This is a genomic window from Desulfovibrio sp. ZJ200, from assembly GCF_011039095.1.
In the GTDB taxonomy this organism is placed as follows: domain Bacteria; phylum Desulfobacterota; class Desulfovibrionia; order Desulfovibrionales; family Desulfovibrionaceae; genus Desulfovibrio.
Genome location: NZ_JAAKEH010000004.1, coordinates 50,241 through 61,528, shown reverse-complemented (window position 1 = coordinate 61,528; position 11,288 = coordinate 50,241). Strand labels below are relative to the sequence as shown.

Below are 11,288 nucleotides of genomic sequence, written 5' to 3'. Positions count from 1 at the left end.
GTCTTTATTCGTCCCCGGCCTTGAGCGCGGCCAGAAAGGCTTCCTGCGGCAGTTCCACATTGCCCATGCGCTTCATGCGTTTTTTGCCTTCCTTCTGTTTTTCCAGCAGCTTGCGCTTGCGGGTAATGTCGCCCCCATAGCACTTGGCAGTCACATCCTTGCGAAAGGCGGAAACTGTCTCACGGGCAATGATTTTCTGGCCGATGGCCGCCTGGATGGCCACCTGAAAGAGTTGGCGGGGAATGGTGCGCTTGAGTTTGAGGGCCAGGGAGCGGCCGCAGGCATAGGCCTTGTCGCGGTGCACGATGACGGCCAGGGCGTCCACGGGCTCCCCGTTGAGCATGATGTCCAGGCGCACAAGATCAGAGGCGCGGTAATCAATGGGCTGGTAGTCCATGGAGGCATAGCCGCGCGTGGCGGATTTGAGGCGGTCGAAAAAGTCGTAGACGATCTCGGCAAAGGGCATTTCATAGGTCACCACTACCCGGTTGGCGGCCAGATAGTGCAGATTTTTCTGCGTGCCGCGTTTTTCCTCGCAGAGCTTCATGACATTGCCGACATACTCGTTGGGCACATGGATATCCATGCTGACGTAAGGCTCGTACAGGGCGCTGATCCTGGTCGGGTCCGGCAGATGACTGGGATTGTCGATTTCAAGGCTTTTGCCTTCCGCGGTATCCACCTTGTAGACCACCGAGGGCGCTGTGGCGATCAGGCCGACCTCGAACTCGCGTTCCAGGCGCTCCTGGATGATTTCCATGTGCAGCAGGCCCAAAAAACCGCAACGAAAACCAAAGCCAAGCGCCTGGGAAGTTTCCGGCTCAAAGCTGAAGGCCGCGTCATTGAGTTGGAGTTTTTCCAGCGCGGTCTTGAGATTTTCGTACTCGTCAGACTCGGTTGGATACAGCCCGCAGAAAACCATGGGCTTCACTTCCTTGAAACCGGGAACCGCTTCCGTGGCCGGCTTGTCGGCCAGGGTGATGGTGTCGCCCACGCGCGCGTCGCCCAGTTCCTTGATGGAGCCGCACAAGAAGCCCACTTCACCGGCGGCGAGTTGACGCACATCCGTGGCCTCGGGCGAAAACACGCCCAGGCGCAGCACTTCATACTCCTTGCCGGTGCTCATCAGCCGGATACGCGCATTGAGGCGCACCGTACCGTCCATGACCCGGAAAAGCACGACCACGCCCTGATAGCTGTCATACCAGGAGTCGAAAATCAGGGCCTTGAGCGGCGCGGCCGGGTCGCCCCCGGGCGCGGGCAGCCGCTGCACAATGGCTTCCAGCACCGCGTCCACGCCCATGCCGGTCTTGGCCGACACGGCCAGGGCCTCGGAACAGTCCAGGCCGATGCTTTCCTCAATCTCCGCCTTGACCCGTTCCACGTCCGCGCTGGGCAGATCGATCTTGTTCAGCACCGGCACGATTTCGTGATCGTGATCCAGGGCCAGATAGACGTTGGCCAGGGTCTGCGCCTCCACGCCCTGGGTCGCGTCAACCACCAGCAGCGCGCCTTCACAGGCCGCCAGGGAGCGTGAGACTTCATAGTTGAAGTCCACATGGCCGGGCGTGTCGATCAGGTTGAGCTGATAGGTTCTGCCGTCAGCCGCGGTGTACGGAATGCGCACGGTCTGCGCCTTGATGGTGATGCCGCGTTCCCGCTCCAGATCCATTTTGTCCAGATACTGCTGGCGGGCCTCGCGCGCGCTGACCACCCGGGTCAGTTCCAGAATGCGGTCGGCCAGGGTTGACTTGCCGTGATCAATATGGGCAATGATGCAGAAGTTGCGGATATGATCCTGTGTGGGCATGGCTTGTCCTGAAAAGGCTGCATAGTGTGAAAAAAAGACATGGTAGGCGAAAACAGCGCCAACGTCCACGGCAGGAGCCCTGCCCGGCCGGGGCGGCAGCATGCGCTGCCTCAGCCCCGCACCATGCGCCGTCTGTTCTTGATCCTCACTCTCTCTTCAGGCATAGTGCCCTCAGGTGCTAGCAACACCTTTCCCTGGGCGGAACCGCCGCCGACACGCGCGGGGTCGTACTTGCTCTGGCAAGCGCGACCGCCTCTCTGCGTATGCTGTCGGGAGTGCGGTGAATACAACACCTCGCAAGAGGGAATAAACCTGCCGTCCTGGGGCGGTTGCTAGCTCCCGGCAATTGCTTGTTGCGCGATTGCCCACCAGCAACGCCGGAGAGCGAAATGACCGAGATTCCCCTGCCGTACGGCACCCCGCCGGAAGTGGCCGATGCCAGACGCCGCAAACTGATTCCGTCCGACTGGCTGCTGATCCTGCTTGACAAGAAAGGAATCAACCCGGACTGGATCCGCCTGGGCAAAGGCGGGATGCTGCTGGAGCCGGGCGCGGCAGGCGCGGCCAATCCGGCCGGGTTCATGATGACGGAAAGCCGGCCCGTTGGGGCGTACAGTACGGATGAACTGCTGGCCGAGCTGGCGCGCCGCATTCTGAAAAATGTAGGCTGAGAGCGGCCTGAGAGGCTGTCTTTCCATGGGTATGCCGTCTTTCGCCGGAACCGGGTTCGGGAGCTGCACGGATAAAGGCAGTGTGAGCAAGCTCCGCGTGAGGCGATCAAAGGTAATGCGGAAAAAGAGGCAACACACGGACGTGCCATCGCCGAAAGGTTTGCACACCCGGCACTGTCTGTGTTTGCTGCGCGCATTGGCGCCGGCTCCCGCCGGGACGGCATAAAGCCACAGTGCCGGATTGCTTTGCGACGACATGGGGCGCCTGGTGCGTTTCACAGCGCGCCATGCCGTGCGGGATGCCGGCGTCACGCAGGGCAGGAAAGCGCGAAAAAAGAGCCGGAAGCGGGGCTTCCGGCTCTCCGTGGGTTTGTTCTCCGGCGCGGTCAGCCTAACTGGGCAATCTGCAGACGCACAATCGCTCTCTGCAGCGCGGCCTCGGCCCGGGCCTGATCAATACTGTCGTCATGCGCGGCAAGCCGTTTCTCGGCCCGCTCCTTGGCGGCCTGGGCCCGTGCGGCATCAATGTCCCTGGCCAGTTCCGCGGATTCGGCAAGCACAGTCAGCACATCGTTGTTCACATCGGCAAAGCCGCCGGAAATGAAGACGTTTTCATCCTTGCCGTTGGCCCGGTAACGCAGATCGCCGGTTTTCAGGGCCGAGAGCATGGAGACGTGCTGCGGCAGCACGCCGAATTCGCCTTCCACGCCGGGGCAGACAACCATTTCCACCTCGGCGCTGACCACGGTTTTGTCCGGCGTCACCACTTCCAGTTGCAGCGTGCCCATATCAACTCCTTACGCTCCTGATGTCCCGAGAGCTACGATTCCGGTACGGCTCACACAGTGAACATTTTTTTGTGGTCGGCAGGGCCAGCGGCGCGGCCCGGCGAGTTGGCCCTCTCATGACCGGGCCGGGCCGCGTGAAGCCGCCGACGGCAAAAAAGATTGAATGTCAGTTTGCTTCCTGCAGCTTGCGCTGCTCGTACTTGGCCACGGCCTGCTCAATGCTGCCGAGCATGTAAAAGTCACTCTCGGCCAGTTGATCATATTCGCCATCCAGAATGCCCTTGAAGCCCTTGATGGTATCTTCCAGCTTCACATACTGGCCGGGCGTGCCCGTAAAGGTTTCGGCCACATGGAACGGCTGGGAGAGGAAGCGCTGGATGCGCCGGGCGCGGGCCACAGTGAGCTTGTCTTCGTCCGAAAGCTCGTCCATGCCCAGGATGGCAATGATGTCCTGCAATTCTTTGTACTTCTGCAATACCATCTGCACCCGCCGCGCCACGCTGTAATGCTCTTCGCCCACCACGTTGGGGTCAAGGATGCGCGACGTGGAGTCCAGGGGGTCCACAGCCGGGTAGATGCCCAACTCCGCGATCTGGCGGGAAAGCACCAGGGTGCCGTCCAGATGCGAGAAGGTCGTGGCCGGGGCCGGGTCGGTCAGGTCGTCGGCAGGCACATACACCGCCTGCACCGAGGTGATCGAGCCCGCATTGGTGGAGGTGATGCGCTCCTGCAATGCGCCAAGATCCGTGCCCAGGGTGGGCTGATAGCCCACGGCCGAAGGCATGCGGCCGAGCAGGGCCGACACTTCCGAACCGGCCTGGGTGAAGCGGAAGATATTGTCGATGAACAGCAGCACGTCCTGATGTTCCTCGTCGCGGAAGTACTCGGCGCAGGCCAGGGCGGTGAGGGCCACGCGCGCGCGGGCTCCCGGGGGCTCGTTCATCTGGCCGTAGACAAGCGTGGCGCGCTCCAGCACCCCGGCTTCCTTCAGCTCGTTGTACAAATCATTGCCTTCGCGAGTGCGCTCGCCCACGCCCGCAAAGACCGAGGAGCCGCCGTGCTGCTTGGCGATATTGTTGATCATTTCCATGAGGATGACGGTCTTGCCCACGCCCGCGCCGCCGAAGAGGCCCATCTTGCCGCCCTTGGGGAAGGGCACGAGCAGATCCACCACCTTGATGCCGGTTTCCAGAAGCTCGACCTTGGTGTTCTGATCCGTGAACTGTGGCGCGGGGCGGTGGATGGGATAGTATTTTTCGGCATTGACCGGCCCCAATTCATCCACCGGGCGGCCGATGACGTTCAGGATGCGGCCCACGGCGGCCTTGCCCACGGGGACCATAATGGGCTGGCCCGTGTCCACGACCTCCATGCCGCGCACCAGGCCTTCGGTGGCGTCCATGGCAATGGTGCGGACCACGTTGTCGCCCAGATGCTGCGCCACTTCACAGATCAGATCCGGAGCGTCGCTGTTGTTCGGGTTTTTTATCTCCAGGGCGGTGAAGATATTCGGCAGGTTGCCGTCGCTGAACTCAACGTCCACCACGGCGCCGATAACCTGAACGACTTTACCGATGTTTTTGCTCATGTTTGGCTCCTTAACCGTTCAGCGCTTCCGCGCCGCCGACGATGTCGATGAGTTCGCTGGTGATGGAGGCCTGCCGCGTCTTGTTGTAGAGCAGGGTCAGCATGCTGATCATCTCGTTGCAATTGCGCGTGGCGTTGTCCATGGCGGCCATGCGCGCCGCATGCTCGCTGGCCGAGGTGTCCAGAAGGCCGCGGTAGACCTGCACCTTGACGTAGCGGGGCAGGAGCTCGGCCAGAAGTCTGTCTTCCTGCGGCTCATAGACATATTCGCAACGCGCTGCGCCGGCTTCTTCAGCAATCTCTTCGGCCTCGGGCGTTTTCAGCGGCAGCAGGCAGAGCGCGCGCGGCGGCTGCTGGCCCATGGACACGAATTCGCCGTAGACCAGCCAGACCTCGTCAAAGGCCAGGCTTTCATAGCCGTGGATGACCTCCTGGCCCACGGAACTGGCCAGAGCGAAGTCAATGCTGCCCATGCGGTCGCCATAGGAGGTGAGCATTGCATACTCGCTCTTGCTCACGGCGTCACGCCCCTTGCGGCCCACACAGGCAAAGCTGACCTTCATGCCCGCCTGTGTCTTTTCCTGCGCGAGCTTCAGGGCGGCGCTGATGATGCTGCCGTTGAAGCTGCCGCACAAGCCGCGATCCGAAGTGACCATGACGATGGCGCAGTTTTTCTTTTCCTCATGTTCGGCCAGCAAAGGATGGGCGTTGCCCTCCACCTTGCGCGACAGCTCGGCGAGCACCTGCCGGTATTTGGCCGCGTATGGTCTGAAGCGCTCTATGCGGGCCTGCGCGCCGCGCAGCTTGGCCGAGGCCACCATGTTCATGGCCTTGGTGATCTGCTTGGTCTTGCCGACCCCCACGATCTTCATTTTTACGTCTTTGAGTGAAGGCATGCTTGTCTCCCGGAATTTGCGGCCTTAGGCCTGCCAGCCCTGCTTGAAGGCGGCGATGGCTTCGGTGAGCGCGCTTTCCACAGCCTCGTCAATGACTTTCTTTTCTTTGATGGCGTCCAGCACGTCCTTCCTGGTGTCACGCATAAAGGTCAGCATTTCGCTTTCAAAGCGGCGGATCTGCTCCACGGGCACGTCGTCCATATGGCCGCGCGTGGCCGCGAAGATGGAGGCCACCTGCTCTTGGGCGGGCATGGGCTGATACTGGGGCTGCTTGAGCAGCTCCACCAGGCGCGCGCCGCGATCCAGCTTGGCCCTGGTGGCCTTGTCCAGATCCGAGCCGAACTGGGCGAAAGCCGCCAGTTCGCGGTACTGGGCAAGATCCAGGCGCATGGTGCCCGCCACCTGCTTCATGGCCTTGATCTGGGCCGCGCCGCCCACGCGGGACACGGAAAGACCCACGTTAATGGCCGGGCGCACGCCCGCATTGAACAGGTTCGGTTCCAGATAGACCTGACCGTCGGTGATCGAAATCACGTTGGTGGGGATGTACGCGGAGACGTCGCCGGCCTGCGTCTCAATGATCGGCAGAGCCGTCAGTGAACCCGCGCCAAGGCTGTCGTTGACTTTGGCCGCGCGTTCCAGCAGGCGCGAGTGCAGATAAAAGACGTCGCCGGGGAAAGCTTCGCGCCCGGGCGGGCGGCGGAGCAGCAGGGACATCTGGCGGTAGGCCACGGCCTGCTTGGAAAGGTCGTCGTAGATGATCAGGGCGTGCTTGCCGCTGTTGCGGTAGTACTCGGCCATGGTGCAACCGGTGTACGCCGCGATGTACTGCAAAGGCGCGGGGTCGGAAGCCGTGGCCGAAATAATCGTGGTGTATTCCAGGGCCCCGTATTTGCGCAGCACGTCGGCCACCAGGGCCACAGAGGCTTTTTTCTGGCCGATGGCCACATAGAAGCAGTGGATGTCCGTCTCTTTCTGAGCGAGAATGGCATCAAGGCAGACCGCGGTTTTGCCGGTCTGCCGGTCGCCGATGATCAGCTCGCGCTGGCCGCGGCCGATGGGCGTCATGGCGTCGATGGCCTTCAGGCCCGTGGGCATAGGCTCATGCACGCTCTTGCGCGCGATGATGCCCGGAGCCTTGATTTCCACGGGGCGCATTTCCGTGGATTCAATGGGGCCGAGGCCGTCGATGGGCTCGCCCAGAGGGTTGAGCACGCGGCCCATGACCTTGTCGCCCACGGGCACGGAGAAGATCTTGCCGGTGCGCTTGACCGGATCGCCCTCCTTGATGCCCACGTCCGAACCGAGCAGCGCCACGCCCACGTTGTCCTCTTCGAGGTTGAGCACCATGCCCATGACGCCGCCGGGAAATTCCAGCAATTCCATGGACATGGCGTTCTGCACGCCGTAGACGCGGGCGATGCCGTCGCCGACATAGAGCACGGTGCCGGTTTCGCTCATCTCCACGCGCTGTTCGTAATTCTGGATTTGATCCTCAATGATCTTGCTTATCTCTTCGGCTTTGATCTGCATGTGCTATACACCCCTCTTGAATGTCTCCCGAAGAATCCCCAATTGCGCGCGCAGACTTGCGTCCAGCACCCGATCTCCCATTTTGAGCACCATTCCCCCCAATATGGAGCCATCCACCGCAAAGGTCAGCTCAATGCCCGCGCCGCTTTTTTCTTCCAGCGCGGCTTTGAGCGCGGCCTGTTTTTTGGGGGTGAGCGCCACGGCCGTGATCAACTGCCCGCGGATTACGCCCCTGGCTTCATCCAGCAGCTTGCCGTACCAGGCGGTGATGTCGCGCAAAAAGCCCAGCCGCTCTTTGTCGGCCAGCAAAAAACAGAAATTGCGCACCATCCGGTCGGCATCCAGTCTGTCCAGCAGCTTGCCGAGCACCGCCTTTTTTTCCTCCACGCTGATCACCGGGCTTTTCAGGGTCATGTCCAGCCCAGGCGCGGCGGCAAGCATTCCGCCCAGGGCAGCGAGGCAATCCCCGTGCCGGGTGAGGGCGTCGTCCCCGTCCTTTCGGCTCAACGCGAATATGGCGTTGGCATACCTGCGTGCAACCACAGTGTCAGTCAATGGAGCACCACCTTGTTGAGGGATTTGGCGATAAGTTTTTCGTGATCCGCGGGCTTCAGCTTTTCGCGCAGCGCTTTCTCGGTCGCGTCCACGATTTCATCGGCAATGACGGCGCGCACTTCAGCCAGCACGGAGCGGCCTTCGTTTTCAGCGGCGAGCCTGGCCTGTTCCACAATCTGCCCGGCCTGCCGCCGGGCTTCAGCCACGATGCTCTGCTTGAGAGTTTCGGCCTGAATCCGGCTTTCTTCCAGAATGGCCTGGCGCTCCTCATCAAGGCGGGCAATGCGCGCTTCCACTGCGGCCAGATGTTCTTTGGCCCTGGCGCGGCGTTCTTCCAGATCGTCCAGGCTCTGCCGGATTAACTGGCGGCGCCCCTTGAAAAAGCGTTTGGCCAGCCCGCCGATGAAGTGCCAGAGGATGCCGGCGAAAATCACGAAGTTGAGCACTCTCCAGCCGAAGTCGCCCCAGCGCGGCGCCTCGTGCCCCGCTTCCGCGGCAACGGCCTGCGCGGCAACGGCGGCAATGACCAGAGCCAGCGGCAGGATAAGCCCAAAATGTTTCCAACTGCTCAAAGCCCACCCCCTCTCTGAGAAAGAATCCAAAGTGCGACAGTGCCGTGCAACGGCGCAACAGCCCCATGCCCCTCAACGCGGGGCAGCGGCGCAGCGCCGCGGGAAAACGGGTCAGTTTTTGATCAGGCGATCGGCCAGGCGGGCAGAGAAACTGCTCACCTGGTTGCGCAATTCGCGTAACGAGGCTTCGGCCTGGCCATGCAAGGCGTCGCGTGTTTCGGCCAGAATCTCGCGGGCGTTTTTCTGAGCCTCGCCCACGATATTCTGCTGCTCGGTCGTGCCGAGCGCGCGGCCTTCTTCGCGGGCCAGCCCGGCGTCCTGGCGGGCGCGGGCCAGCTCGGCCTCGTAATTGGCAAGACGCTCGGCGGCCCGGGCCTCAAAGGAATCGGCCTCGCCGGCCATGTCGTCCATGATGCCGTTGCGCTTTTTGATGATCGTGCGGATGGGACGGATCAGGAGGATGTTGAGCACAAAGAGAGCAATGAAGAAATTCACCAACTGAAAGACCAGGGTGATGTTGAGATCCAGCATGCCGCATCCTCCCGTGAATGGCGGAGTGAAGGAGTAAATACATTAAGCCCTTGCATCATAGCGCCGCGGCGCGGTTATGTCAAAGGGTATTGGTGACAAATTTCGCAAACTTTACAAATTTTTTTGTCTCAATCATGCCCGGGAAGGAGGAAAAGTTCTGTAAAATTTTATTAAATCAAATGGTTATATCAATTTTGGAAAGTGGAGGGTGTCCGGCCTTTGCCAGCCAGTGCGCCGCTTCTTCGGCCGCGCCGTGGGCCGTGAGGGTATTGAGGACGCCGCAGTGCCCGCCTGGGGGCGGTGCAGCACGCGCAGGCGCGGCTCCCGGCAGGCGAATTTTTCCAGAAGAGCAGGGCTTTGGTCCGTGGAGCCGTCATTGATGACCAGGATCTCAAAAGACGGCAGCGGGTCAGCGCCAGTGGCCCTGATACAGCGCATGGCGGCGCGCAAGGCGCAGCAGGCGCAGGGCCTGGGCGCAGATTTCTTCGGGCCGGGCCGTGGCGTCAAGGGTATAGTGGGCCGCGTCTTCGTACAGGGGCTGGCGTTCGGCCAGAATCCGCGCCGCCTCCTCGGTGGGCGCAAGGCCTGTGAGCGAGGGCCGCTGCGCCGCCTGGGGATCTGCGCTCAGGCGCGCGGCCAGGGCCCGGGCCGGAGCCGCCAGATAGAAGACCGTGCCCTGCTCGCGCATGAAGCGCCGGTTTTCCGCAGCCAGGACCATGCCGCCGCCCGTGGCGATCACTGCGCCGCGCGAGGCCGGCGAGGTTTGCGGGGCCAAGGCTGCATAGCGCGCGGCCAATTCTCGCAGGGCGACGCTTTCGCGGGCCCGGAAGCCCTTCCAACCCTCGGCCGCCACCACTTCGGCCACGGAAAGGCCCAGGCTCTCGCGCAGATGCAGATCCGTATCCGCGAAAGGACAGCCGAGCGTTGCGGCCAGCGCCCGACCTACCGTGGTTTTTCCCGCGGCGCGGGGTCCCACCAGAAAAATCGTCCCTGACATCGCCCCTGATTCCCGCATCACAATATCCTTACGCCGTCCTCTTCCACCAGCACGGTATATTCCCAGCGCACGCCGCCCCACTGCGGATAGTAGAGCCCGGGCTCCACCGTGACCGTCATGCCCGGCTCAAGCACGCCTTCGGCGCGCGGGGAAAGGCTGGGGGCCTCGTGCGTCTCCAGGCCCACCCCGTGGCCGAGCCCGTGGGTAAAGGCTTTTTCCTCCCCGGCCCGTTCAAAGACCGCGCGGGCCAGGGCATAGGCCTGGCGCAACGGCAGGCCGGGCCGCATGGCAGCAAGCGCCGCTTCCTGGGCCTCGCGCACCAGGGCGAGCGCGCGCTCGAAGTGGGGCGCAGGCCTGTCCCCCACCCAGAAGGTGCGGGTCTGATCCGAACAGTAGCCGGCAACCCGGCAGCCCACGTCAATGAGCACCGGGCAGTTCTCCGCAATCCGATCCTGGCCCGGCACGGCATGGGGCAGGGCCGCGTTTTTGCCCACGGCCACGATATTGGCAAAAGCCAGTTCCGCAGCCCCGTTTTCCCGGAAAAAACGTTCCACCTCCCAACTCAGCTCCGCTTCGCTGCGGCCCGGCGTCAGTTCGCCCTGCACCCATTCCAGGAGCTTGTGATTGAGCGCGAAGGATTTTTCCAGGGCAGCCACTTCCAAAGGGTCTTTGATCAGGCGCAGCTTTTCGGTCAGGCCGTCGGCCGCCTCCCAGAAAAGGCCCGGCCCGGCGGCTGCCAGTTCGCGGGCAAAGGCAAGGCTGACGCCGTCGGCCTCCAGGCCCACGCGGCTGCCGCAGCGCCGCAAAAGGCCGTGCAGATCCCTGGCGCCGCTGCCGTTATAAATGAAAATGCGCTCCTTGTCCCAGAGGCGGGCCGCGGCGTCCAGGTAGCGGGCGTCCGTGGCCAGCCAGTCCCGGCCGCCGGCCGTGATGACCAGCCTTCCGGCGCTTTCGTTGCATTGCGGATCATGCAGTTCAAAGCCCGAAAGATAAAAGCGGTTGGCGGCCCGGCTGATCAAGAGGGCATCCAGACCTCTGGCGCGCATGGCCCGGCGCAATTTCTCACGCCGCGCGGCGAAAAGTTCCTTCACGGCAGACCTCCTGCGTGCTTATGGCGACGCTTTCCTGTTCTCTGCGCAACGTCCGGCGCGGCTGCGTCGGCAGGTCACACGTGACAGGCAAGTCCGGCTTCGCACGGTCAGCCCGGCAGAGCCGGAGCAGCTCGGCTCGCAGCGTGAAAACGCTGTGCCGGCAACGGCATTCCGCAGGCCGCCGCTCAGCCGCGGCGCACATGCTACAGTGTTGCGGCCCGCATGAAAAGGCCCGGTGAGAGCGTTTTGCCAATGAA

General features: G+C 62.6%; 12 protein-coding genes. 1 reads left to right on the top strand and 11 read right to left on the bottom strand.

What is annotated here, in order from left to right; all coding sequences use genetic code 11:
• Positions 1-4: 4 nt before the first annotated feature.
• Positions 5-1,810: a translation elongation factor 4 gene (gene lepA / locus G7Y52_RS02225; RefSeq protein ID WP_165065391.1), complete on the bottom strand. Its 1,806-nt coding sequence runs from the start codon at positions 1,808-1,810 to the stop codon at positions 5-7.
• Between the two features lie 389 nt (positions 1,811-2,199).
• Here lepA and G7Y52_RS02220 point away from each other — a divergent pair, with 389 nt between their 5' ends.
• Positions 2,200-2,481 (top strand): hypothetical protein, encoded by a 282-nt coding sequence (locus tag G7Y52_RS02220; RefSeq protein ID WP_165065389.1) that lies wholly within the window; start codon positions 2,200-2,202, stop codon positions 2,479-2,481.
• Positions 2,482-2,867: 386 nt separating this feature from the next.
• On the opposite strand, the gene G7Y52_RS02215 is transcribed toward G7Y52_RS02220, so the two are convergent.
• The 10 genes from G7Y52_RS02215 to G7Y52_RS02170 form a co-directional block, all read right to left on the bottom strand.
• A complete protein-coding gene (locus G7Y52_RS02215) occupies positions 2,868-3,269 on the bottom strand; it encodes a F0F1 ATP synthase subunit epsilon (RefSeq protein WP_165065386.1) in 402 nt (133 codons plus the stop codon).
• A 166-nt stretch (positions 3,270-3,435) separates the two neighbouring features.
• On the bottom strand, positions 3,436-4,857 hold the full coding sequence (atpD, locus tag G7Y52_RS02210; RefSeq protein ID WP_165065383.1) for a F0F1 ATP synthase subunit beta: 1,422 nt from the start codon (positions 4,855-4,857) through the stop codon (positions 3,436-3,438).
• 10 nt (positions 4,858-4,867) lie between these two features.
• Positions 4,868-5,752 carry a F0F1 ATP synthase subunit gamma gene (locus G7Y52_RS02205; RefSeq protein ID WP_165065380.1) on the bottom strand — a complete coding sequence of 295 codons (885 nt, stop codon included), beginning with the start codon at positions 5,750-5,752 and terminating at the stop codon, positions 4,868-4,870.
• 24 nt (positions 5,753-5,776) lie between these two features.
• Positions 5,777-7,285 (bottom strand): F0F1 ATP synthase subunit alpha, encoded by a 1,509-nt coding sequence (atpA, locus tag G7Y52_RS02200; protein WP_165065378.1) that lies wholly within the window; start codon positions 7,283-7,285, stop codon positions 5,777-5,779.
• 3 nt (positions 7,286-7,288) lie between these two features.
• Positions 7,289-7,840: an ATP synthase F1 subunit delta gene (gene atpH, locus G7Y52_RS02195; protein ID WP_165065375.1), complete on the bottom strand. Its 552-nt coding sequence runs from the start codon at positions 7,838-7,840 to the stop codon at positions 7,289-7,291.
• Entirely contained in the window at positions 7,837-8,412 is a 576-nt protein-coding gene (locus G7Y52_RS02190; protein ID WP_165065372.1) for an ATP synthase F0 subunit B, read from the bottom strand. Before G7Y52_RS02190 ends, atpH begins: the two co-directional genes overlap by 4 nt.
• A 111-nt stretch (positions 8,413-8,523) precedes the next feature.
• On the bottom strand, positions 8,524-8,943 hold the full coding sequence (locus G7Y52_RS02185; protein ID WP_165065369.1) for an ATP synthase F0 subunit B: 420 nt from the start codon (positions 8,941-8,943) through the stop codon (positions 8,524-8,526).
• A 183-nt stretch (positions 8,944-9,126) separates the two neighbouring features.
• A complete protein-coding gene (locus G7Y52_RS02180; protein WP_165065366.1) occupies positions 9,127-9,381 on the bottom strand; it encodes a glycosyltransferase in 255 nt (84 codons plus the stop codon).
• Positions 9,353-9,940, bottom strand: a complete 588-nt coding sequence (aroL, locus tag G7Y52_RS02175) for a shikimate kinase AroL (RefSeq protein ID WP_165065363.1) — start codon at positions 9,938-9,940, stop codon at positions 9,353-9,355. The genes G7Y52_RS02180 and aroL overlap by 29 nt, the downstream gene beginning before the upstream one ends.
• 17 nt (positions 9,941-9,957) lie before the next feature.
• Positions 9,958-11,031 (bottom strand): aminopeptidase P family protein, encoded by a 1,074-nt coding sequence (locus tag G7Y52_RS02170; protein ID WP_165065360.1) that lies wholly within the window; start codon positions 11,029-11,031, stop codon positions 9,958-9,960.
• Positions 11,032-11,288 lie beyond the last annotated feature (257 nt).

What these genes read in the sequence shown, in the direction of transcription:
- lepA (WP_165065391.1), bottom strand. Translation starts at nt 1,810, where the DNA reads ATGCCCACACAGGATCATATCCGCAACTTCTGCATCATTGCCCATATT.
- G7Y52_RS02220 (WP_165065389.1), top strand. Translation starts at nt 2,200, where the DNA reads ATGACCGAGATTCCCCTGCCGTACGGCACCCCGCCGGAAGTGGCCGAT.
- G7Y52_RS02215 (WP_165065386.1), bottom strand. Translation starts at nt 3,269, where the DNA reads ATGGGCACGCTGCAACTGGAAGTGGTGACGCCGGACAAAACCGTGGTC.
- atpD (WP_165065383.1), bottom strand. Translation starts at nt 4,857, where the DNA reads ATGAGCAAAAACATCGGTAAAGTCGTTCAGGTTATCGGCGCCGTGGTG.
- G7Y52_RS02205 (WP_165065380.1), bottom strand. Translation starts at nt 5,752, where the DNA reads ATGCCTTCACTCAAAGACGTAAAAATGAAGATCGTGGGGGTCGGCAAG.
- atpA (WP_165065378.1), bottom strand. Translation starts at nt 7,285, where the DNA reads ATGCAGATCAAAGCCGAAGAGATAAGCAAGATCATTGAGGATCAAATC.
- G7Y52_RS02185 (WP_165065369.1), bottom strand. Translation starts at nt 8,943, where the DNA reads ATGCTGGATCTCAACATCACCCTGGTCTTTCAGTTGGTGAATTTCTTC.
- G7Y52_RS02180 (WP_165065366.1), bottom strand. Translation starts at nt 9,381, where the DNA reads ATGCGCTGTATCAGGGCCACTGGCGCTGACCCGCTGCCGTCTTTTGAG.
- aroL (WP_165065363.1), bottom strand. Translation starts at nt 9,940, where the DNA reads ATGTCAGGGACGATTTTTCTGGTGGGACCCCGCGCCGCGGGAAAAACC.